Raw genomic sequence first — 23,926 nt, 5'->3', positions numbered from 1 at the left:
TAGATTACGAAAAGATTACAGCAAAGTGTAGAGCTTAAGCAAGGGAGGGATTTAGATGGCAACATCAAAATCAGATACATTACCTGGCAACACACCGCCGGCAAAGAAAAAGAAAAGTGGTGCGCTGGCATATATCAGAAAAAATTATATTCTTTATTTGTTTTTATTACCGGCTGTTATTTTAGTTTTTATTTTTAATTATATTCCAATGTATGGAGTGACCATTGCTTTTAAAGATTTCAGTCCTTTAAAAGGAGTATGGGAGAGCGAATGGGTAGGACTTGAGCATTTTCGTAACTTCTTAGAGTCTCCTAACTTTCAGCAAATTTTTATGAACACCATTAAATTAAGTGCCTTTGATCTTTTATTAGGGTTTCCAGTTCCGATCATTCTGGCAATTATGCTGAATCAATTGAGAAAGGCAAGAGTGAAAAAGAATATTCAATTAATCATTTATGCGCCACATTTTATCTCCGTTGTCGTGATTGCGGGAATGATTTTTATTTTCTTATCCCCGGCAGGTCCTCTAAATGCCATTCTCGGTTTGGTATTTGATCAGCCGATTTCATTCATGTCTGAACCCGGATATTTTCGAACGATTTTCATTGCTTCAGGTATTTGGCAAGGGGCAGGATTTGCTTCCATCATCTATGTAGCAGCGCTTTCCAATGTAGATCCACAGCTGCATGATGCTGCAACGATGGATGGTGCTACATTATTACAGCGAATCCGCCATATTGATTTACAGGCATTGAAGCCTACGATGACAGTGTTGTTTATATTAGCGGTTGGAGGAATTATGGCAATAGGTTTTGAAAAGGCTTACTTACTCCAGACTTCTATGAACATACCGGCTTCAGAGATTATTGATACGTACGTATACAAACGGGGGCTGCAATCAGCAGACTGGTCGTTTGGTGCAGCGATGGGATTATTTAATTCCATTATAAGCTTAGTCTTATTAGTCGCTGTTAACTTTATAGTGAAAAAACTAAACGGAGAAACATTGTATTAGAGAGGAGGCAGTTTCATGGATAATAAATTAATTAATAATTCCAAGTCTGATAAATTTATTTTATTTATTAACAAGATTTTGTTGGGTCTTATTGTACTAATCGTAACTGTCCCTCTTTTGTACGTGCTGCTGGGTTCCTTCCTGCAGCCCGATGTATTACTGACAAAAGGAATTTCTTTTGACCCCAGTCATTGGACGATAGATGGCTATGTTCGTATTTTCCAGGATGGCTCAATTATGAGAGGCTTTTTGAATTCTATTCTCTATGCGACCGGATTTACATTGGTCTCCGTCATCTTTACGATTATGGCAGGTTATTCTCTATCTGTTGACGGCTTAGTTGGTAAGAAAGCGCTTATGCTCTATTTCATTATTACCATGTTTTTTAACGGCGGAATGGTACCAACTTATCTGTTAGTAAGAGAGCTGGGAATGCTCAATACACCGTGGGCAATTATCTTGCCGGGTGCGATTACTGTTTGGAATATTATCTTAGCGAGAACGTATTTTAGGGGGTTGCCAAAGGGATTGATAGAAGCTGCGAGGATAGATGGTGCATCGGATGCGAGAATATTTTTAAGCATTATTCTGCCATTATCGAAACCGATTATCTTTGTATTAGCTCTATACTCTTTCATCGGTCAATGGAATGCCTATTTCGACGCAATGATTTATTTGGAAGATCGAAGCCTATATCCATTGCAGTTAATCTTACGGGATATTCTGATCCAAAATGAAGTGCAGCCGGGGATGATTGGCGACCAGATGGCAAGGGCAGAATTGCAGCGTCTGGCAGAAATGATTAAGTATTCGGCAATTGTTATAGCAAGTTTACCATTGATGATAATGTATCCATTCTTCCAAAAGTACTTTGAAAAAGGTGTTATGGTCGGATCATTAAAATAATATAAAAAAGTGAGGGTTAAAAGTATGAGAGGTTTATATCGTTATTTAGCGGCAGCTATGTTTATTAGCCTGCTGATCATTGCGGGCTGCGGCAAAAGTGATCAAGCATCATCAGAGGATTATGAATTAAGTGATATCACCTTTCCGGTAGAGGAAGAGGATATCAGCTTGAAATTTATTACAGAAAGCTCACCAATGGCTCCGGAAGATCCTAATGACAAGTTAATCCTGCAACGCTTAGAAGAACAGACAGGCGTGCACATTGACTGGAAGAGCTTTTCGGGTGAATCCTTTACCGAGCAGCGTAACCTGGCAGTCGCAAGTGGTGACTTACCGGATGCTATTATGAATACGCGTTATAGTGATTATGAATTATTGGATTTAGCTGCTGATGAAGCGATTATTCCAGTAGAAGATTTAATTGATCAATATATGCCCAATCTGCAGGCTGTATTAGAAGAAGCACCGGAATATCGTGCTATGATGACAGCACCGGACGGTCATATCTATGCTTTTCCGTGGATTGAGGAATTAGGATCTGGCAAAGAAAGTATCCATTCCTTAGATGCTACCGGCTGGATTAATGTCAAATGGTTAGACGAGCTGGGCTTGGAGATGCCTTCAACGACAGAAGAATTAAAGGAGGCATTGGTAGCTTTCAAAGAAAATGATATGGCTGGAGATGGTCAAACGATTCCTTTATCATTTATGATCAGCAGCGGCGGGGAAGATGTATCCTTTTTATTCTCCCCATTCGGCGAAGGGGAGAACTGGGATCACACCGTTGTCACCAACGAGGATGAAGTCCTGTTCACCTCTGCACAGGAAGGTTATAAAGATGCAATTAACTATTTAAATGAATTATATGAATTAGATTTGATTGATATAGAAGCCTTTGAGCAGGAATGGAATACGTACTTAGCCAAAGGACAGGAAGGACGTTACGGTTTATACTTTACGTGGGATATGGCGAATATTTCCGGCACCGAAGATTATGCATTACTTCCTCCATTAGAAGGACCAGATGGACATAAGCATGTCGCGCGCTCCAATGGAATGGGCTTTGATCGGTCACGTATGGTTATTACATCGGCCAACGAGAATTTAGAGCTTACTGCTAAGTGGATTGATAAGCTGTATGAACCGATGCAATCCGTGCAGGATAACTGGGGAACTTATGGAGATGAAGAGAAACAAAATATCTTTGAATATGATGAGAATGAAGCTATGTTGAAGCATTTACCGTTGGAAGGTACTGCGCCGGTAGAACTGCGTGAAGAGACAGCTATTGAAGGACCGTTAGCTGTTTTGGACAGCTACTATGGGAATGTAACGACGATGCCGGATGATGCAGCATGGAGATTGGACCAACTGCATGAAACATTAGTGCCTTATATGAATAATGATAATATTTATCCAAAAGTATTTATGTCTTTAGATGAATTAAAACAGCTTAGTGATATTGAAAATGATTTATTCCCATATGTGGAACGCAAGAAGTCAGAGTGGATCACTAATGGTAAAGCAGATGAGGAATGGGAAGAATACCTTGCTGAAATAGATCGTTTGGGTTATCAGGAATGGTTGGAAATTAAGCAGAGTGCCTATGATAGAAATGCGGAGGTTGAGGAAGAGGCTGTAGAATAATTATATATATATAAATTACCAGGGCCTTATACAGGATAAATAACACTGTATAAGGTCTATTTTAATGACTTTGATCAAATGAATGAAGCATTTGAAGACTCTAAAAAAAGCGTGACAATTAAGCCGATAGTTAAAATGGGTTAATAGTCAGCCTGAAAATAAATTTAAATAAACCGTAGAAAATCAAAAGTAAAGCCGAGTAGACAGAATTTGCCTGCTATTGATTTTCTGCGGTTTTAATTTGTTGAAAATGATCCAGGTTTTTCCATAGGTAGTTATTTGAAATTGGAATAATTATGTTAAAATTCAAATAAGGGAGGTTTTAAAATGTGGAAACAAGAGATTGTAACAACAGCAAGGGGAAATTTCGAAATTTTTCGTAAAGGAGAAGGAGAACCTTTATGTTCAACACATTTATACAGTGCGTTCAATGAGCTGGGGGACTATTTTTCCAGTGAGTTTACCGACTATTTCTCGGTGATTCTCGTAAATTTAAGAGAAGCCGGAAATTCCTGTGAAGCAGAGGAAGAATACCAATTAAGCATGGCGGAATCAGTGTATGATTTGGAAGCAATCCGGGAAGCTCTAGGTTATGAAAAATGGGCTTTTGCCGGACATTCAACTGGCGGCATGCTGGGATTGAAATATGCGATTTTAAAACCGGATTCTTTAACAAAAGTAATTGTAGGCGGAGCAGCTGCATCGAAGCAGTATATGAAGCACCCGGAGAGTATTTACTGTAAGGAGTCTCCTCATAATAAACGTTTATTAGAAATTCTTAACATCTTAAAAACGTCAACGAATAAGGCCGAGCGACAACAGGCGAATAAGGAATGGTCAGATATGTCCTTATATTATCCAGAGAAAAGAGAAGAATATTTCCAAAAGCCGAGCAGCGGGAAAACCATAGGAAGCAGGCTGGATTATTATTCATATACGGAGTTACCAGAGTACGACATTACGCAGGAATTGCCAGGTGTAAAAGTACCTGTATTTGTATACTGCGGTGTACATGATGCGCAGTGTCCATATGTGTTTTCAGAGGAAATCGCGATGAAGCTGGCTAATTCCAGATTATATGCTTATTCTTACAGCAACCATTTTCCGTATATTGAGGAGAAGAAGAAATTCAGCGAGATGGTCCACGCATTTGTAAAAATAGAGGACGGGGAAGACTTAAACAAGAATAAAGCACATTCCTGAAAATAAATAATTGCTTTAAAGAGATGTTCTTGTATCACTGTCTTATAAATAACATCATGATAAATTGCAGGAGCATCTGCCTGTATTAACTTTTCATCCCCATCAGTTCCTTCAGTTCTTCCTCATTCTGTATCAAATCTTCCAGCGTATACTCCTCCAGCACTTTAAAAAATTGAAATAATGCCTTGTTTAAAACATGCTTCAGGGAGCAGCCTGGTGAAATTACACAATGATTTGTCTCTTTATCAAAGCATTCGAGTAAATTAAAATCACTCTCCAGTGAGCGGATTAATAATCCAATATTTATGTCAGAAGCAGGCTTAGCAAGACGGAAACCGCCATTTCTGCCTCGTACTGATGTCAGTAATCCTCTTTTCGTTAAATCATGGACAACCTTTCTCAGGTGCTCTGGTGAGATGGAATATACGTCGGATACTTCTTTGATTGTTGAAAGTTCGTTCTCTTCCTTTAACCCTGTAAAAATCAAAACGCGTAAGGAGAAGTCTGTATATTTTTTTAAGTTCATAGTATCTCTCCGTTTGTTAATTATTTCACATAATTGTAACATAAATTTGCTTTAGACACATTGAATTCACATTTTAACAGGAATAGAATAAAAGATGTATTCGAAATACATCTTTTAATGATAGAAGCACTATATAATAAAGGAGCGGTTTTTAAATGAGCACTGAAGCAGGGTTAGATCAAAAAACAATTGAAATTATTAAATCAACAGTTCCCGTATTACAGGAGCACGGGGAAGCTATTACAAAACATTTTTATAAAATTATGTTAGAGAATGAACCAGAATTAAAGAATGTTTTTAATCAGACGAATCAGCGGAAAGGGGCACAATCAAAAGCATTAGCCGGGGCTGTATATGCAGCGGCAGCAAATATCGAGCATTTGGAGAATATCCTGCCTAATGTGAAACAAATAGCGCATAAACATACGAGCTTAAATATCAAGCCAGAACAATATCCTATCGTTGGGAAGTATCTGTTAATTGCGATTAAGGAAGTGCTTGGAGATGCTGCTACAGATGAGATTATCGAGGCATGGGGAAAAGCTTACGGTGTGATTGCAGATGTTTTTATCAGCGTTGAAAAAGAAATGTATGATGAAAAACAAAATGCACCTGGAGACTGGGTTGGATTTCGTGACTTCACTGTCGCAGAGAAAATCCCGGAAAGTGAAGTCATCACATCCTTTTATCTAAAACCTGCTGATAATGGAGAAATTCCATCTTATCAGCCGGGACAATATATCACCATAAAAGCACAAATTGATGGTGAACCTTATGATCATTTGCGCCAGTATAGTTTATCAGCGGCTCCCGGCCAGAATTTTTTACGAATCAGTGTGAAGCGGGAGAATGAACACAACCCTGAAGGCATTGTATCGAATTATTTACACAATCAGGTACAAGAAGGATCCGTTGTTTCCATCACTTCGCCGTCTGGAGACTTTGTATTGAATGAAACAGAACAAAAACCATTAGTGTTAATTAGTGGAGGAGTCGGCTTAACCCCATTAGTAAGTATGCTGGAAGCTGTCGTAAAAGAACAGCCTGAAAGAAAGGTTATCTTCATCCATGCTGCTAGATCTAGGGCGTATCATGCAATGAAAGACAATGTAGCTTCTATTGCAGAAGCAAATAAGCAAGTAACGCATTATGCGGTTTATGAGGATAATCCTAATGCGGATGTTTGTGATAAACAAGGTTTTATTGATTACGATTGGTTAAAAACCGTTATTCCAACTACGGATGCATCCTTTTACATGTGCGGCCCTAAAGGATTTATGAGTGCAATAAATGGACATTTAAGAAAATTAAATGTTGCCGATAATGATATTCATTTCGAATTCTTTGGTCCAATGGATGAGCTTGCGAATTAAATAATAATACTGGTGAGACTGGTTTAAGAAGAGAGTCTATTTGAAGAGTTATGGTTAACTTTTGAGTAGGCAAACATTTTCTTGAGCCAGTTTTTTGTTTTAGAATGTAAATAAAAAAATTCTGAACAAATGCTTAGCTAATAATTATTTAATTTGTATTTAGAAGCTGGATGATAATTCAAAATTTTAATTAATTGATTTGTCATATCCTCCACTGGTGTCTGAAAATCACTTTTTATCCAATTTATAATTAACCCCCAAACACCATAGGCCCGATAAGTGATGAATAATTCATTATCCATATCGGTTTTTTGGTTTGCGTAGTTAGAGATATCATTTTTATGCAGCTGAATAAGTGTATTGATAAATTGTGACTGGAATCCGGGGATACCTTCTGAATCCTTCCACAACTGGTAGAAAGCCATATTATTCAATATGTGATAAAAAATAATCACATTTGAAGTGGATAAACTATCAACCGTCAGCTACTTTTTATTTTTGTAGGGAAAACGAAAAGATGTCGTTAAATCTTCTAAGATAGAATGAATTAAATCTTGGGCTAATGCTTCTTTATCCTGGTAATGCCATAAATGAAATAATAAAACCAAATAATAGGCTCCATTTATAAAAGTGAAAAAAGTTATTTATAAATGGAGCCCACCTATAAAGACTTATCCTCTTCCGTTTTATTCTGGCACGCAAAGCAGACCAGTGTATGATTCTCCTGTACAACACCTTCTAAAAAGCCGTTATGACAGTAAACGCTTTTCCCGCATAAAGTGCATGTGCCTACGAATTCCTTCTCCATGGTCAGATTTTCCTTCCCTTTTTTATTTATAGTATAATAGATAGCATTATTATATATATTTATACTAGCTAATTATATCAGTACATACCAAAAAATATTAATATTATTATAGGATTTAAATGTAAGAGGAGGATGAACAGGTGAACTTAAAAGAACTGGTTCATTTACTGGCAATAAAAGAAACGGAAGGCAGCACAGATATTCCTGTCACCGGTATTCAAATGGATTCCAGAAAAATAGAAAAAGGAAATATTTTTATTTGTGTACCAGGCATTGATGGCTTTTTAACAGACAGGCATGATTATATTGAGGAAGCTGTTTCAGCTGGAGCAGCGGCAATTGTTGTTGAAAAAGAGGTGGATAACTATCCGGGTGTTACCAAAATTCAGGTGAAGGATGCCAGGTATGCAATGGCAGTAATGGCCACTCATTTTTATAATTATCCCTCCAGCCAGCTTAAACTCTATGGGGTTACAGGAACAAACGGCAAAACAACAACATCTTACATAATAGATACGATATTTTCTAATCATAAATTAAATATGGGATTGATGGGGAATAACGGAGTGAAAATCAAGGATAAATTAAATCCTGTCCAAATTAATACGCATGAACCGCCTGCTTTACAGAAAAACTTAAGAGAAATGGCTGACCAGGGAGTAGACTGCTGTGTGATGGAAGTAAGCTCCCAGGGACTGGATATGGGCAGAGTGATAGGATGTCATTTTAAAATTGGTATATTTACAAACCTAACCCAGGATCACTTAGATTATCATAAAGATTTTGAGAAATACAAAGCAGCAAAGGGACTCTTGTTTTCCAGATTAGGGAATAACAGCTCGGGTAAAAATAAATCTTATGCCGTGTTAAATGCTGATGAGTCTGCCTCTGCATATTTTAGCAAGATAACATCAGCTGAAGTCATAACCTATGGTATTGATAATAAAGCAGATGTTTCTGCAAAAAATATTACTATGGGAGCCGGCGGTATTTCCTTTAAAGCAGAAACCTTCAAGGGAGAAATAGATATTCAATTAAAGCTGATTGGCCGTTTTAATATTTATAATACACTAGCTGCCATTACAGCAGCTCTACTGGAAGGTATCCCTCTGGAAAGTATTCGGGACAGCTTGAAACAATTAGATAGTGTTCAAGGAAGAATGGAATCAGTTGATGCCGGCCAGCCTTTTTCGGTACTTGTTGATTACGCGCATACACCAGATGCTTTACAAAATGTATTGACCACCTTAAAGGAATTTGCCGAAGGGCGTGTTATTACCGTGTTTGGCTGTGGCGGGGATCGTGATCCTGATAAACGGCCAATAATGGGAAGCATTGCAGGTGCTTTCAGTGATTATGTAGTAATTACTTCAGATAATCCAAGAACAGAAGAACCATCAAAAATAGTAGCACAGATAGCGGAAGGGATAGGTGATAGCAAATATCAATGTAATGTTGATCGTAAAGCTGCTATTGAAACAGCTATAAAAATGGCTCAGCCAAAAGATATTGTACTTATTGCCGGAAAAGGACATGAGACATACCAAATCGTCGGCGACCAAACCACCCATTTCGATGATAAAGAAACAGCTGCTGCCATTTTAAAAAATCTATCATAATTTAAGACTCTATTTGGCAGAAAGCGTGCAGTTTTTGCTGAATAGAGTTTTTATTTATCCTGATAAACGCTGTGAGCACCAATTTTCAAATTTCTAGGAAACTGCTATAATAATGAGAGCGTTTTCGAGAGAGTAAAAAGGAAAGGAGCATTACGATGTTCGAATTATTAATTACGTTAGTAGAACGGGTTGGAATTATTGTAACGATAGCCTTTGTTTTGACAAGGCTTCGCTTCTTCCGGAAAATGTTTTATCAGGATCAGCTGAATCGCCAGCAGACTCTTACTGCAGTTATGTTTTTTGCCTTTTTCGGGATTATTGGAACATACACAGGGCTGAATGTAAACACAGAAAGCCTGCAATTTAATCGCTGGGCATCAGATTTGATGACAGAAGAAGCCATTGCGAATTCGAGAGTCATTGGAATTGTTATTGCAGGGTTACTTGGCGGCCCAAAGGTCGGTATTGGGGCTGGAGTGATTGCTGGTGCTCATCGTTTTACTCTGGGAGGATTTACAGGAATTGCATGTGGCGTGGCAACCATGATTGCAGGAGTTATCTCAAGTTTGTTTTACAGGAAAAATAAACGAATTAAGCTGAAAACAGCTTTTTTTGTAGGAGCCTTTGCTGAAGCTGTACAAATGCTGGTGATAGTTGCTTTAGCCCGTCCGATAGAGCAGGCGTGGGCTTTGGTCAATTTAATAGGATTACCGATGATTCTGGCAAATGGCATTGGCTCTGTACTGGTTCTGCTGGTTATTAAAAGTGTATTAAAGGAAGAGGAGAAGGCTGGTGCGGTTCAGGCCCAAAAAACATTAAGAATCGCTGATCAGACACTTGCTTATTTACGAAATGGTTTGCATATCGAAGCTGCAGATGCTGTCTGCCGTATTATTCATAAAGAGCTGAACACAAGTGCAGTATCGATAACTAATAAAACAGAAATTCTTGCACATATCGGGCTTGGACATGATCATCATCAGCAGGAGAATCCGATTCAGACAAAGATAACAGTAGACGCAATAGAAACCGGAAAAATCCAAATGGCAACTGCAGAAGCCATTCATTGTACAAATGCAGATTGTCCGCTGGAAGCTGTTATTATTGCACCTCTAAAAGAGCGTGGAGAAATAATTGGTACACTGAAGTTCTATTTTCAGTCGGAAAATGATTTAACCAATGTAAATATGGAGCTTATTTCCGGATTAAGCTCCATGATTAGTCATCAGCTGGAAATTGGCCAGGCCGAGCGGGTATATCAATTAGCGAAGGAAGCAGAAATCAAAGCGCTTCAGGCACAAATTCATCCACATTTTTTATTTAATACGTTAAATACCATTGTATCGCTCGTTCGTCTCCACCCGGTGAAGGCCAGAAAGATGTTGATTTCTCTGTCCCATTTCATTAGACAGAATTTGTCGGCAGCCACTCAAAAAATAACAACCTTAGAACAGGAGCTGAAGCAGGTTCAAGCCTATTTATCCCTATATGAGGAACGTTTTAATGATAGGCTGACGGTACAATATGTGATTGATGAAGAGGTATTATCAGAGATTATTCCTCCTTTAACCTTACAGCCGATAGTTGAAAATGCGATTATGCACGGATTTAAAGATAAGGATAGTGACTGCATTTTAGAGGTTGTGATTAAAAAACAGCAAGAAGGTGTGTATATCGGCATCAAGGATAATGGCAAAGGAATAGAGAAGGAAGTAGTCAATCAAATACGGCGTAAACCAATTGACTCAAAAACTGGAAGCGGGTTAGCATTATACAATGTCAACCGGCGGTTAAATATTCTTTTTGGAGAAGAGGCTTTGCTTCAGATTGAAACAGGGCAGGATGAAGGAACAAATATATATTTTGTCTTATCGCATAAGGAGGGTAAAGAGCAATGGGTCAGCTGATGAATGTACTAATCGTTGATGATGAACCGTATAATCGGGAGGAATTAAAGCATTTGTTAAGTGCTTTTTCTCAGATACAATCCATTAAAGAGGCAGAATCCGGAGAAGAGGCTATTATGAAAACAATGCAGCATCAGCCTGATGTTATCTTCTTAGATGTGGAAATGCCAAAGGTGAGCGGGATGGAGGTGGCAAAGGCAATCCAGGAATTAAAAAAGCCGCCGTTCGTTGTTTTTGCGACGGCATATCCGCAATTTGCTGCAGAAGCTTTTCGGTATGATGCAGTAGATTATTTGTTAAAACCGTATGATGAAGAGCAGCTTGTGGAAACAGTACAGCGGCTGGAGAAAAAAATTGGCCTTGGAAAACAGGAGAATCAAGGGAAAACGCTTGGAAAACTGGCTGTAGAAGTCGAGGGAGATATTCATTATTTAGAGCTTAAGGATATTTTATATATGTCACGGATAGAGAAAAGAACAAAACTAGTTACCATGCAGGGGGAATTTGATACGAAAATGCCTTTGAAGGAGCTGGAAAACCGCTTATTGGCGTATGGGTTTTTCCGGATACATAAGAGTTTCCTGGTTAACCTGGAGCATATTCAACGGTTAACACCATGGTTTAATGGAGCATATCACCTGCAGCTGGAGGGGAGTAAAGATACATTATCCGTCAGCAGAAATTATGTAAAAGCATTACGAGCGAAACTGGAAATTTAAACCTTTCCGCAAAATGCATCTTAATAACCTGAGAGAACATCATAACTCATAAATATAACCTTTTATGCCAGATTCCGTCTCTTTCCGGCTTGTATATTTTATAATGATTGAAAACGTATTCATTAAAAGATATACAAGAGGGGGAGAAAATTTGTATACATTTCTGGCGGGGATTGTTTTATTAGTTATTGGTTATTTTACGTATGGAAAGTTTATTGAGAAGATGTTTGGAGTGAAGGAAAGCCGTCCTACTCCAGCTTATGTTAATGGAGACGGTGTAGACTATATTCCAATGAGTACACCAAAAAACTCGCTGATTCAGCTGTTAAATATTGCTGGTACCGGGCCGGTATTTGGGCCGATTATGGGAGCATTATACGGTCCGGCGGCATTTATCTGGATTGTTGTAGGGTGCATTTTTGCAGGGGCAGTGCATGATTATTTAACTGGGATGATTTCCATCCGCAACCGGGGAGCGCATTTGCCAGAGCTTGCGAGTAAGTTTTTAGGGAAGGTTATGAAGCATGTCGTAAACGGATTTGCAGTATTACTATTATTATTGGTTGGTACTGTGTTTGTTTCTACTCCGGCAAGTCTGTTGCACTTACTGGCAGATGGACGTGTAGCTTTATGGATTTTTATTGCATTTATTTTTGTCTACTATATTTTTGCAACACTTCTTCCTGTTGATAAAATTATTGGCAGATTTTATCCTTATTTCGGCGCTTTGCTTTTACTGAGTGCGCTTGGTGTGGGAATTGGTCTGGTTGTTACAGGAGCTCCGATTCCAGAGCTTTCCTTCCAGAATTTCCATCCTGAGGGAGCTGCTATATTCCCATTACTATTCTTTACTATTTCCTGCGGTGCTTTATCAGGATTCCATGCTACACAAACACCAATTATTTCACGTACAACAAGAAGAGAAAAAGAAGGGCGCAAAATTTTCTACGGCATGATGATTGCCGAGGGGATTATTGCAATGATCTGGGCGGCAGCTGCCATGAGTATGTTCAGTGGCTATAATGGATTAAATGAGATATTGGCAGCTGGAGGACCTGGAGCGATTGTAAGTGAAGCATCGACTACATTACTGGGAGCAATTGGTGGAACTCTTGCCGTACTTGGTGTTATTGTGCTTCCGATCACTTCCGGAGATACAGCTTTCCGGAGTGCACGTATGATTATTGCAGATTATTTAAAGGTTGCTCAGAAAAAACTGTCCAGCCGTTTGTGGATTGCTCTTCCTTTATTTGTAGTATCCGCTGTTTTAACGCAAATTGATTTTAATTTGTTGTGGCGCTATTTTAACTGGGCAAACCAGTCAACGGCGGTAATTGCTCTCTTTGTAGGAGCAATGTATCTCTATATTGCAAGAAAAAACTATTTTGTTGCCTTGATTCCTGGAACGTTTATGCTGGTTATGGTAATTACCTATATTTTATCACAGCCAATCGGATTTAATTTACCGATGAATATATCATGGGGCGGCGGTTTCATTGGTGCAGCACTTCTGGTTGTTTTATTCTTTAAAGCGGCTGTTAAAGCTCGTGCTAATAATATTCCGCTTGAGGTGGACGTCTCGGATTGGAAGAAAGCTTCTTAAAACAAAGGAAAAGATGACTTGGTGATAGTCATCTTTTCCTTTTTCTCATCTAATTTGTTGAAATAGCTTTTAGTGTAATGTCATTATTCCAGTTCCAGTGCGGCTCTCATTTGTATTTATTCACTCTGCCTTTGAAGCTTAACCGGTTCATTATCATCCATCGTAGCACGGTATAAAGTAATATTTTCATCTGGATGCTGTATCATCTCAGAGTCAACCTCGAAATTTTCATCTAAAGAGATGGTCCAGGCAGCTTCATTATCTTTTTCTAAAACAATGGCCAAGGTTCCAAATTGTTGGGTATTTTCCCAATCAAAATGCTCTGTTTCGCCATTTGCTGTGATCATAATTCCCTCAGAATTGCTGATTAACTCTACATCTTCACCTTTCCATGTTCCATGTGTCTGCGCTCCGACGTAATAGTAGCTTATTCCTCCGCCTCTGTCTCCATAAGTAGCAATAAACTGCTGAATAGAATTATCGTCTGTTTGATAAGTAATAGCAGCAATATCGTCTGCAAGCCATTCTACTTTCATCTCATCTTTAACATCAGAAGGAAATCTTTCCTGTGCACGGGAAAAAATGCCAAAGTATGACCGATAATAGACCATCTCTTCTGTCATAAGATTCTTTTTGATAGATAAAACATGCTGCCCGTTTGGCGATAGACTTGTCATACTTTTAACCAGTTGATTGTTGCTGGAGAGCAAGATCAGCTGAACTGCTATCAAAAGAACCGCCAGTCCCGCAATGATTAGCTTGAATCTTTTTGTAGTAGAAAGCAAAAGGAAAATGCCTAATAATAGACAAATTATACAAACAATATTAATAAAGTAAAATAAACGATGATCAATGTACACAAGCTCGTAATGAGAGTGGACATAGAGATAGCCGAGCTGTATGCAGAACAAGCCGGCAGCAATCAGCAATGAAATTATTCCAACAATCCTTTGCCAGCCTTTTTTATTATTCTGTTTCATCCGGCTCTACCTCCTTTGAAAAGTTCCATGTTTCTCCATTATCATCAGAGATAAATTCTCCTTTTACCAATCCGCCGGCATAGTCCCCATTTGGACCTTGGTTCAGTGTAACAGTCAGCTGTTCCCCATCTCGAACTGGTGTCTCTGCAATAACAAAAACGGGCTCGTATTCTTCTGGCATATTGAATTCAGCCAGCTGCCAGCTTTCTCCTTTATCCTGTGTAACATAGAGCGTCGGGGCCTCTGGGCTAATTGTACCCAATGAGAGAAAGCCAGTAGATTCATCAACAAATCCTCCATCTGCTATCAATCTTGTTTCCTCCGGGCTATTGGTTTGCTGCCATGTTTCTCCGCCGTCTTCTGTGAGGAATGCGGTGGAATATTCCTGAGACATCGTTCTGCTGCCGGAGATAATCACATATCCCAATTGATCATCTAAGAAATCGACTTTTCGAAATCGGAGTCCTGGAAAAGGAGAGGCTATTTCTGATTCTTCCCAGGTTTCTCCTTTATCTGTCGAATAAGTAAGCATCACCCGCTCTTGCTCCGGATTCACTGTGTCCGTATGCAGGAAAGCAGCCCGGTCTTCAGTCAGTACATAGCTGTTATCAATCAATTCTTGTTCAGGACCGTTATAATCCCCGGCAAATAGCTGATCGGTTTCAATCGGTACCTCAGTCCAATCCTCTCCAGAGTCATATGTAAGGTGCAGCTTATTGTTTTGCAGAGAATAACTTATGGGCTCATTGTAATCAACAGGCTGTAATTCTTCTTGAACTTGTTCCCCTGTATCTGCTGGATCAGCGGTTCTCTCTGTAATATCTATTTCAAACGGAGAAGTCATAAAAAAAGCTGGTTTCTGGTAAACAATAAAACTGATAATCGTTAATATAGTAATCATTAAACCAGATATACCCAGTAAAAGTGGTTTCATAGAAAAGTCTCCCTCGTATTTACTTTTAGGCTGAACGCCCAGACTATTATATATAGCGTTTGATAACGAAACTTTATAAATCATAACATAGATAAGAATCGGTATAAAAGGAAGCAAACATAAAAATAGTGCTTTCAATCATTTGAATTGCGCTTTCAGAACAGACTTTTAAGCGAGATTTCATTTTGTAAGAATTTACATCTGGAATGGGTGGAGTTAAAAGTCACCTCCATTTATAAACTTCTCTATCAAATTAATGATGTAGTCCTTGGATTGCTTTTCCTGATTGGAAGCTTTATGTTCTTTCGAGACAGTACCATGTTTACGGGAACCGTTCTATTCGTAATTGGGAGTATCCAAATGCTGATTCGTCCTGTTATTTCGATTATACATGATTTCCATTTGTCTAAAATCCGTGGGAAAAATACTTAGATATCTATTAGAGTAAGGCAATAAAAAAACATACAGCTGTTTAATCAATTTGAACAGCTGTATGTTTTTTAGTCCGATTGATTCCATGTAAATAAAATAAAGATTTCCATGAGAGGAATTTTATAAAGGAATATCTTTTTTTCTAATTTCTACATCTATTTCTTTTTCGCAATAGGTTACAAACTCAGCGATATTGGCGATCATAGCGTCGTGATAGACCTTGCCTTTTTCAGCATTGGCTTTTGTAGCATCTCCCATGATACCAATTCCTTTTGTTGCCTGCTTATAAGTACCGACGTCACTGGCAGTAATCATTTTATCGCCGGATACATGAGGGTCATGCTGCATAAAACGATGGTGATCCCGGATATTAATTTCTGCTTTTTCAGGTGAACAAAGGTCAGGGAAGAAATGATACATTTGAGAGGCTTCGAGTTCTTCCGCGTGTCCAATTCCTCCCTCTGCGACTTCACTGAGTTCTTTTCCTTTTTCAGCATTAATATAGAAAGGATCGGCTATTGCCAGGAACGCACCAGTCCGGTTCCGTACTCTTGTCATACCGATTTTAATCGGAGGTAAATTGGCCTCACGATGTCCGTTGATTAAGATGATTTTTTTGAATCCATGATAGATGAGACTTTCACACATATCTTCCACAACACTTGTTAATGTTTCAGGACGTAATGTAATTGTTCCTTTATAGGCCATATGATGCGGTGCCCAGCCTGTCCATACCGGCGGAGCTATCAATGTTTCTGTTTCTTTGGCAACATCTTCAGCAATTTGTTGGGATAAATAAGCATCTGTTCCAAGTGGAAGGTGTTTAGCATGCTGTTCCACACTTCCAAATGGAATCAATATCGTACTTTTATTCTTTAAATAATTTTCTACATCTTCCCATTTGTTTTCCTGTAACCATAATTTTTTCATTTTAATTCGACTCCCTTTCGGTATTACGTGTTAATTCTTTCATTTGCTCTTCGTCTAACAAATTCCAGCGGTCTTTGGAATAGACAAAATACCATATAGTTAATAGAACAATCCATGAGAAACCGATAAATAAAGGTAATGGTTCAATGTATGTAAGAATCCATATGCAGGCAACAGCTGCCAGTATCGCCAATATTGGAATGTTCCTGATATTCACAGGGTAACGAAAACTTGGAGTAAGATCTTTCCGAGTTACCCGTACTATAACCAGCGCTATATTCATAAGCGCCATCATAAGCCAGTTGGCAAATACTGCTGCGCTGACTAACAAACTAATAGCTGCAGCATACCCCATTACAGCTGTCATTGTTGTGAGCAGAGCGATGACACCAGTAAGGATGATAGCCATATAGGGAGCGCCTGATTTTTTTCCTACCTTTGCAAAAATACTGGGAAACGCATTTTCACGTGCGCCGGCATAAAGCATTCGTGAAGATCCGAGTAAACAGCCAATAGTAGAGGTTCCAGTTGCTGTCAGTGCAGCAATAGCAATCAAGACTGCTCCGATACCCGGCATGACATTTTCAACGGCCAGAGACAGTGGAGCACTGGAGGCTGCCAAGTCTGCAGGATCTGCTGATGATACAACACCATATCCGGTTATGATATATAAAATAACGACGGTAATAAGAGCAGAGATTTGCGCCAATGGCAAGTTCCTTTTAGGATTTTTGGCCTCTTCTCCAAGTGTTAAAACGGCCTCCACCTGCATTTGACCAAAAGCAATCAAAGCAGTAGCTGCAAAGACACCGCTCCAGCCATTAGGCAGGAAGCTCTCGTATTCGAATGGTCCCAATGGGTTTGCAGATATAGCAATTACTGCGATAGCAAACAAGGCAACTACTTGGATAATTGAGAAAAATGTATTTACTTTTCCAGTAGCCTTTATTCCAACTAAAAGAAGACCGGTAATAACAATAGAAACAATCGGTGCAATAATAGCTGGAGGCAGGCCTGGAAAAATAAAATTAAAGTATCCTGCAAAGCCCAGGTTTACTGCGCCCGCAGCAAAACAGAATGATAAAAAGTATAACCCTGCACACCATAAGGCAACTAACTTTCCCAGGTGAGAGGATATTGGTGCAAAAGCAAATTTAGAATAGGCATACGAAGCACCCTGATAAGGCCAGATAGATGCTAATTCAGCGTAGCTCATAGAGGAGAGTGTAGCTACAACCCCTGCAATAATAAAGGCAATGAATAGTCCCGGACCGGCTTCGGCAACCGCAGGTCCAATAACAGTGAATATTCCTCCGCCAATAAGAGCGCCGACTCCGACACTCCATAAATCAACAAATCCTAAGCCGCGTTTTAAATTGCTTGTCGTGCTGTTATTTGCAACGGCCATATAAATTACCCTCCATCTCATATAATGATATTTAAAATCCATTATATAAGAATCAGAAAAATAAATCTATTGAATTTAATTAAAAATTTCACTTTTTTATGGAATCATGGATTTCCTTTGCTGTTTCTTTCAGTATCGAAATATAATAAAGTTCATCTTTTTCAAAATCTGTATCTAAGCCTGCAATACTTAGAGCAGCAAGAATATGATTACTGACAGGCTCGAAAATAGGTACTGCTATTCCTGTAGTACCGCCGATCAGTTCTCCTCTGCTGATACTATAACCTGTCTCTATAATTTGCTGAATAGCTTTTTCTGTCTCTTCTATACCACCAGGTGTTGCCGGTGTGAATTTTGTCCATTTTGCTTTGCTGAGAATCGCATTTCGCTCACTTTCCTCCATATAAGCTAATAGTGTCCTGGGGCATGAAGCCGCGTAGAGAGGGGCCCTTCTGCCGATAGCCGGGTATAGCTGTATAGGCCGCCATGACGGGACTTGTTCTATGTATAAAGCATCATGCCCGTCCTGGACAGCGAGCTGTACATTCAGGTTCCATTCATTACGGAGCTCTACCATTCTGCTTCTGGTATAGTCTCTTATATTAAATTGCCGATGGACCATCATCCCTTTTTCAAAAAAGGCAAAGCCGGGACTGTACCATGTTTTATGAGCGGTTTTCGTCCGCTTAATATAGTTGTATTCCTCCAAGGTAGCGAGCATGCGGAATACAGATGATTTTGGAATACCGGTAGTCCTTGCCAAATCTTCAGCAGTCATCTGAAACTTTTTTTCTGAGAAACAATTAAGAAGCTGCAGTGCCTTTTCAATGCTGCTTAGTGATTTTTTATCATTCATAAAGATCCCCCATTCAATTGAATTTTCCTTCTTTAGATAAAGTATATCATTCCTATTTATCGGGATGGATAGAGAAAGAGGGAAGTCAAAATAAAAAAAGAAAGACATGGAAAATGTCTCTCTCTATTTAAAACCATCTTTTAAATTTAAAATAAATAATAAGTACAATACTGATAAGCAGCATCACAGCAAGAATGGCAAAGTAGCCAAAATCCCATTGTAGTTCCGGCATATTCCGAAAGTTCATGCCGTAAATCCCGGTAATTAATGTCAGAGGCAGAAAGATAACAGAAACCAGCGTTAATATTTTCATAACATTATTTAAGCGGTAGGAGTTTAAAGAATCGTAGTTATCACGAATATCTCCAGTCATTTCCTGTGCGGATTTAATGATATGCATCTGTTTGATAATATGATCCTCGATATGGTGTATATACATTTTCTGCTTCTTCGTTTGTATGAAGGATGTTTCGTCTTTTACGTGCTGAATAAGCTCCTGCATCGGCATAGTAACACGTTTTATTTTAATCATCACCGAGCGGATCTGGAAAACATCCTCCATCAGTTTATTATCTGTAACATCATTTACATGCCGGTCTTCAAAAGAAAAAACTTCATCCTCAATATGATAAACATATTCAAAATAACTATCGACAATAAAATCTAAAATAATAAAAGCGATATCTGCAGGTGTGACAAGCTGGGAAGGGTAGCTTTTCCGAATAGCTTTTCCTATATTACCCAGTCTTTTTAGCCTGTCCTGATGGTAGGTTACGAGGATATTGTCTTTCATAAAGAGATTAATAGCCTGCGCACGGTAATCTTTAGGATTTATCAGATGGAAGACCAGGAATTGGTAATCTTGATATTCTTTAAATTTAGGGCGTGAAACAGTCTTTACCGTATCTTCAATAGCCAGCGTATTAAAATGAAATTTGGAAGCAAGCAGCTTGCTTTCCTCTGAAGCTGCATTTACAAAATCGTACCATATAAAAAGTGCATCATCTGGTACAGAATCAATATTTTCTGCTTGTTTCCATTCCTTTGAAGCTGTTTGATAATGTATAAAGATGGGCATAGTAAGCTCCTTGTTTATAGAATGACATAGCGTTAAGAGATTAATGTTATTCATTATATAACAAAAAATAATCATATTGAAGAAGATGATCAATCAAATTTTAAATGGTATGCTGAGAAAGTGTTTAATTATAATAATAAATAAATAGGGATATGTTAAGTAAATTGATATTTGAAGTTATGTTAATTAGACTTAGAACAGATCTTTCCAAATATAAAGAGGAGTGATGTTATGTCAGTTCGCACTGATATTGTCGAAGATGTAATTAAATTTCGCCGTTTATTACATGAAAATCCAGAGTTAAGTGATAAAGAATTTGAAACATCCAAAAGAATACAAGAAGAGTTAGATAGATACGGAATACCTTATACAACCGGGTATGCAGGAACAGGTGTATTAGGAGTAATTGAAGGGTCTCATCCAGGTAAGACAGTTGGACTGAGAGCAGATATAGATGCTTTACCAATTGATGAAATATCTGGGGAATCCTTCAGTTCTAAAAACCCGGGTGTCATGCATGCTTGCGGCCATGATGCTCATGCAGCAATGCTTATTGGTACGGCCCGTTCATTATTGGCCAGAAAGGATGAGATTTTTGGGAAGGTCTTATTGATTTTTCAACCTGCTGAAGAGAAATCACCGACCGGTGGTTCGAAGCAGATGATGGAGGACGGTGTCTTTGATGTGCATGAGCCGGATGTATTAATTGCACAGCATGTTTGGCCTGGTTTGCCAGTAGGGAAATTTGGTGTGATGGCTGGCCCGGTTATGGGCAATTCTGACCGATTTAAATTAACTATTAAAGGTTCTGGCGGCCATGCCTCGATGCCGCATGATACAGTAGATGCTATTATTGTTGCAAATCAGGTGATTAATGCGTTGCAGACAATTACAAGCAGAAATGCAGATCCCTTTGAACCAGCTGTAGTAACGATTGGCAAGATTACAGCAGGTACACAGCATAATGTCATAGCAGAAACAGCCGAAATTCTCGGGACGGTCAGAACACAGTCCAATAAAACCAAACAAATGATTCGGCAAAGATTTATGGAGATAGTAAAAAATGTGTCTGCAGCTATGGGAGCTGAAATAGAAGTCGAATACCTGGATGGCTACCCGGCGACAATAAATACCCCTGAGTGGGCAGAACAAATACGAAAGACAATAACAGGTCTGTATGGAGAAGAAGCTGCCCCATCATTGAACCCGAGTCTGGCAGGAGAGGATTTCAGCCGCTTCCTGCAAAAATACCCTGGTGTCTATTATTGGTTGGGAAGCTCTGTTGGAGAAGGCCAGAAGCCGCTGCATAACCCTGCATTCCGTTTTAATGAAGACGCGGTAGAATACGGTGTTACGGTAATGACACAGGCGGCTATCGATACCCTTCATACTCTTAAGGAGGAAGAGGAATGATTAAAGAATTGCAAAAGTTTGCTGTGGATACACGCAGGAAGTTTCATACCTTTCCAGAGGTCGGATTTACGGAATTTATTACTACTTTTGAAATTTATCAATTCCTTCAAAGCCTGTCTTTTGAATTATATATCGGTAAAGAAGTACTTGAAAGCAAGGAACGCTATGGTGTTCCAAAAGCTGAAGAAATAGCAGCAAGTAAAAAGCGGGCGATAGCATACGGTGTTCCAGAAGCTTTTACAGAAAAGCTGGATGGCGGTCATACCGGAGTAATCGCAGTGTTAGACACCGAGAAGAAAGGACCGCATATTGCGATGAGGTATGATATTGACGGCTTGCCTATTATCGAGTCTGAGGAATCAGGGCATATACCATTTGATGAAGGGTTTCTATCACAGCATTCAAAGGAAATGCACGCATGCGGGCATGATGGGCATATCAGTATTGGCCTTGCTGTCGCAAAATATCTGGATGCACATAAGGATGAGCTGACAGGAAAATTCACGATTATCTTTCAGCCGGCTGAAGAGGGATTAAGAGGAGCAAACAGTATTGTTCAGAAAGGCTGGCTGGATAATGTCGATTATTTTATGAGCGGTCATTTAGGCATTAACTCTTTGCAGACCGGCAGTGTAGCAGCAACAGCTGATCAATTGCTGGCGAGTACAAAATTTGATGTGACCTTTAAAGGGAAATCTGCACATGCAGGTGTAGAGCCGAATGAAGGGAAAAATGCCTTAACTGCAGCAGCGACAGCCCTGCTGCAATTAAATGCTACCCCCCGGCATAGAGACGGAACAACAAGAATTAACGTTGGCCGCTTATCCGGTGGAAGCGGACGGAATGTGATTGCAGATGAAGCTGTAATGATGGTGGAGACGCGGGGAGAGACGACAGAGTTAAATCAATATATGTATGAAAAAGCAGTGAGAGTTATTGAAGCCGCAGCTATGATGCACGATGTCAAAGCCAGTATCCAATTCATGGGGCAGGGTTTAGGATCTAAGTGTGATAAGGAATGGATTCAAATTGTGAAAGAGGCATGTAAAAATAATTCAGATGTAAAAGAAATTTTTGATGTACTGCCATTAAAGGCTTCTGAGGATGCCTCATATATGATTGACCACGTTCAAAAAAATGGTGGCCTCGCCACATACATGATTTTTCCCAGTTTGTTACCGGCCGGGCATCATCATCCAAAATTTGATATAAATGAAGATGCTATCTGGACAGCTGTATCAGTATATATTGATATCATAAATTATTTGCAGAATAAATGAGGAAACAATATATAAGAAGAAAAAAACGGGAATGATATAAATATTGAGGAGTGGCAAAAAAGCTCTGTTAGATGCTGTTGAAAAATAGGTAACAGATTGTCTGAACCACTTTTTATAGTTGTTTACTTAGCCTAATTTATAGTGATGAATTGTTAAATGACAATGTAAGGATGTTAGCCATATAAAATCCGGTTTGCTGTAATCATTATGAGCAGTCCGGATTTTTTGTTTTATAATATTGTAAACAGATTTCACCTTTTTTACGTGAAAGAAGATACCCTTTACAAGCTGTCATTACAAATTAATCAGAAATAAAATTTGTATTTGAAATTTAATTTTAATATTATAAAAATATTGACATTAAATTTCAATTGTAATATACTCCATATAAATTATAAATGAAAGGGTTTACAAAAAATGAATAATGATGGCCTGATTCGAATAAGAGAAGCAATGAATCATATAAAACCGGCTGAGAAAAATGCCGCTGTATATATATTAGAAAACCCTGAGGAAATAGTGCGTCTATCTATTAAAGAGCTTTCGAACCGGAGCGGTTCCAGCCAAGCTGCAATTACACGTCTTTGCAAGAATATAGGAGTTTCCGGTTTTCAGGATTTAAAGCTGCGAATTGCCGGGGACTTGCAGACCAGTGAATTAAATATCTACAACGGAAATGAAATTATATCCGATGAAAATGTCAATTCATTGATTGAGAAAGTTTCCCAGAAAAATGTGGAATCAATCAGACAGACATTAAAAATCTTAGAAAAAAATAGTGTGGAGGAAGCAATTGAAGCGTTAAATAAAGCAAACAGAATTGATTTTTATGGAGCGGCGGCATCACAGGTTATTGCTCAGGATGCACAGCAGAAATTCCTGAGAATTAATAAATACTGTACTGCCTATGAGGATGCACATTTACAATTAACTTCGTCTGTCACGCTCAGAGAAACAGATGTTGCTGTTGGAATTTCTTATTCCGGGGAAACCAAACATGTACTCTCTGCAATCCGGAATGCGAAGCAAAATAATGCTGTAACAATAGCAATTACCAGATACGGAAAAAATACATTATCTGAATTAGTGGATATTCATCTATGCGTTTCATCTGTAGAATCCGATCTGGTCCGAAGTGCAGCGACAGCATCAAGAATTGCACAGCTTAATATTATTGATATTTTATTTACCGGTGTTGCCTCAAGAAATTATGATGCAACAATTAATTATCTGAACCAGACGAGAGAGGCTTTACAAAGAGAATTTCGAAATCCTAAAAAAGGGTGAAG

21 protein-coding genes are annotated in these 23,926 nt (G+C 38.8%); 13 read left to right on the top strand and 8 right to left on the bottom strand.

Annotated features, from left to right (window positions below; genetic code table 11):
* The first annotated feature begins 55 nt into the window (after positions 1-55).
* From BN1068_RS21300 to BN1068_RS21285, 4 genes are all read left to right on the top strand, one after another.
* The gene (locus tag BN1068_RS21300; protein ID WP_077604825.1) at positions 56-1,015 is read left to right on the top strand and encodes an ABC transporter permease; all 960 of its coding nucleotides are present in this window, start codon (positions 56-58) and stop codon (positions 1,013-1,015) included.
* 15 nt (positions 1,016-1,030) lie between these two features.
* The gene (locus BN1068_RS21295; RefSeq protein WP_077604824.1) at positions 1,031-1,921 is read left to right on the top strand and encodes a carbohydrate ABC transporter permease; all 891 of its coding nucleotides are present in this window, start codon (positions 1,031-1,033) and stop codon (positions 1,919-1,921) included.
* 24 nt (positions 1,922-1,945) lie between these two features.
* On the top strand, positions 1,946-3,568 hold the full coding sequence (locus tag BN1068_RS21290; protein ID WP_077604823.1) for an extracellular solute-binding protein: 1,623 nt from the start codon (positions 1,946-1,948) through the stop codon (positions 3,566-3,568).
* 327 nt (positions 3,569-3,895) lie between these two features.
* Entirely contained in the window at positions 3,896-4,771 is an 876-nt protein-coding gene (locus tag BN1068_RS21285; protein ID WP_077604822.1) for an alpha/beta fold hydrolase, read from the top strand.
* An 85-nt stretch (positions 4,772-4,856) separates the two neighbouring features.
* Here BN1068_RS21285 and BN1068_RS21280 read toward each other — a convergent pair whose 3' ends face one another.
* Positions 4,857-5,297, bottom strand: coding sequence for an RrF2 family transcriptional regulator (locus tag BN1068_RS21280; protein WP_077604821.1), 441 nt, complete (start codon positions 5,295-5,297; stop codon positions 4,857-4,859).
* Between the two features lie 155 nt (positions 5,298-5,452).
* Between BN1068_RS21280 and hmpA the strand changes: the two genes are divergently transcribed.
* Entirely contained in the window at positions 5,453-6,670 is a 1,218-nt protein-coding gene (gene hmpA / locus BN1068_RS21275) for an NO-inducible flavohemoprotein (protein WP_077604820.1), read from the top strand.
* Positions 6,671-6,807: 137 nt separating this feature from the next.
* Here hmpA and BN1068_RS21270 read toward each other — a convergent pair whose 3' ends face one another.
* On the bottom strand, positions 6,808-7,125 hold the full coding sequence (locus BN1068_RS21270; protein ID WP_260051773.1) for a TetR-like C-terminal domain-containing protein: 318 nt from the start codon (positions 7,123-7,125) through the stop codon (positions 6,808-6,810).
* A gap of 493 nt (positions 7,126-7,618) precedes the next feature.
* Here BN1068_RS21270 and BN1068_RS21265 point away from each other — a divergent pair, with 493 nt between their 5' ends.
* From BN1068_RS21265 to BN1068_RS21250, 4 genes are all read left to right on the top strand, one after another.
* The gene (locus BN1068_RS21265; protein WP_077604818.1) at positions 7,619-9,097 is read left to right on the top strand and encodes a UDP-N-acetylmuramoyl-L-alanyl-D-glutamate--2,6-diaminopimelate ligase; all 1,479 of its coding nucleotides are present in this window, start codon (positions 7,619-7,621) and stop codon (positions 9,095-9,097) included.
* Positions 9,098-9,252: 155 nt separating this feature from the next.
* The gene (locus BN1068_RS21260) at positions 9,253-11,004 is read left to right on the top strand and encodes a sensor histidine kinase (protein ID WP_077604817.1); all 1,752 of its coding nucleotides are present in this window, start codon (positions 9,253-9,255) and stop codon (positions 11,002-11,004) included.
* Positions 10,992-11,723 carry a LytR/AlgR family response regulator transcription factor gene (locus BN1068_RS21255; RefSeq protein WP_077604816.1) on the top strand — a complete coding sequence of 244 codons (732 nt, stop codon included), beginning with the start codon at positions 10,992-10,994 and terminating at the stop codon, positions 11,721-11,723. Before BN1068_RS21260 ends, BN1068_RS21255 begins: the two co-directional genes overlap by 13 nt.
* A gap of 151 nt (positions 11,724-11,874) precedes the next feature.
* Positions 11,875-13,326: a carbon starvation CstA family protein gene (locus BN1068_RS21250; protein ID WP_077604815.1), complete on the top strand. Its 1,452-nt coding sequence runs from the start codon at positions 11,875-11,877 to the stop codon at positions 13,324-13,326.
* 116 nt (positions 13,327-13,442) lie between these two features.
* Here the strand turns inward: BN1068_RS21250 and BN1068_RS21245 are convergent, their stop codons facing one another.
* Positions 13,443-14,306 carry a hypothetical protein gene (locus tag BN1068_RS21245; RefSeq protein ID WP_077604814.1) on the bottom strand — a complete coding sequence of 288 codons (864 nt, stop codon included), beginning with the start codon at positions 14,304-14,306 and terminating at the stop codon, positions 13,443-13,445.
* Complete coding sequence (locus tag BN1068_RS21240; RefSeq protein ID WP_077604813.1) at positions 14,293-15,240, bottom strand: WD40/YVTN/BNR-like repeat-containing protein; 948 nt, start codon at positions 15,238-15,240, stop codon at positions 14,293-14,295. The genes BN1068_RS21245 and BN1068_RS21240 overlap by 14 nt, the downstream gene beginning before the upstream one ends.
* 177 nt (positions 15,241-15,417) lie before the next feature.
* Between BN1068_RS21240 and BN1068_RS21235 the strand changes: the two genes are divergently transcribed.
* On the top strand, positions 15,418-15,672 hold the full coding sequence (locus BN1068_RS21235) for a YrhK family protein (RefSeq protein WP_254846870.1): 255 nt from the start codon (positions 15,418-15,420) through the stop codon (positions 15,670-15,672).
* Between the two features lie 120 nt (positions 15,673-15,792).
* On the opposite strand, the gene BN1068_RS21230 is transcribed toward BN1068_RS21235, so the two are convergent.
* The 4 genes from BN1068_RS21230 to corA all read right to left on the bottom strand — a co-directional run bounded on the left by BN1068_RS21230 (position 15,793) and on the right by corA (position 19,944).
* Entirely contained in the window at positions 15,793-16,602 is an 810-nt protein-coding gene (locus BN1068_RS21230; protein ID WP_077604811.1) for a creatininase family protein, read from the bottom strand.
* Position 16,603: 1 nt separating this feature from the next.
* Positions 16,604-18,010, bottom strand: a complete 1,407-nt coding sequence (locus tag BN1068_RS21225) for an APC family permease (RefSeq protein ID WP_175637220.1) — start codon at positions 18,008-18,010, stop codon at positions 16,604-16,606.
* 88 nt (positions 18,011-18,098) lie between these two features.
* Positions 18,099-18,866, bottom strand: a complete 768-nt coding sequence (locus BN1068_RS21220) for an IclR family transcriptional regulator (RefSeq protein WP_175637219.1) — start codon at positions 18,864-18,866, stop codon at positions 18,099-18,101.
* Between the two features lie 127 nt (positions 18,867-18,993).
* Positions 18,994-19,944, bottom strand: coding sequence for a magnesium/cobalt transporter CorA (gene corA, locus BN1068_RS21215; protein WP_077604808.1), 951 nt, complete (start codon positions 19,942-19,944; stop codon positions 18,994-18,996).
* 231 nt (positions 19,945-20,175) lie between these two features.
* Between corA and BN1068_RS21210 the strand changes: the two genes are divergently transcribed.
* The 3 genes from BN1068_RS21210 (at position 20,176) to BN1068_RS21200 (ending at position 23,924) form a co-directional block, all read left to right on the top strand.
* Complete coding sequence (locus BN1068_RS21210; protein ID WP_077604807.1) at positions 20,176-21,357, top strand: M20 metallopeptidase family protein; 1,182 nt, start codon at positions 20,176-20,178, stop codon at positions 21,355-21,357.
* Entirely contained in the window at positions 21,354-22,637 is a 1,284-nt protein-coding gene (locus BN1068_RS21205) for an amidohydrolase (protein WP_077604806.1), read from the top strand. Before BN1068_RS21210 ends, BN1068_RS21205 begins: the two co-directional genes overlap by 4 nt.
* Positions 22,638-23,054: 417 nt before the next feature.
* The gene (locus BN1068_RS21200; RefSeq protein ID WP_077604805.1) at positions 23,055-23,924 is read left to right on the top strand and encodes a MurR/RpiR family transcriptional regulator; all 870 of its coding nucleotides are present in this window, start codon (positions 23,055-23,057) and stop codon (positions 23,922-23,924) included.
* Positions 23,925-23,926 lie beyond the last annotated feature (2 nt).

It is taken from the genome of Oceanobacillus sojae (assembly GCF_900162665.1).
Lineage (GTDB): Bacteria > Bacillota > Bacilli > Bacillales > Amphibacillaceae > Oceanobacillus > Oceanobacillus sojae_A.
The sequence above is the reverse complement of the archived record's forward strand: the minus strand, read 5'-3'. Positions and strand labels throughout refer to the sequence as shown.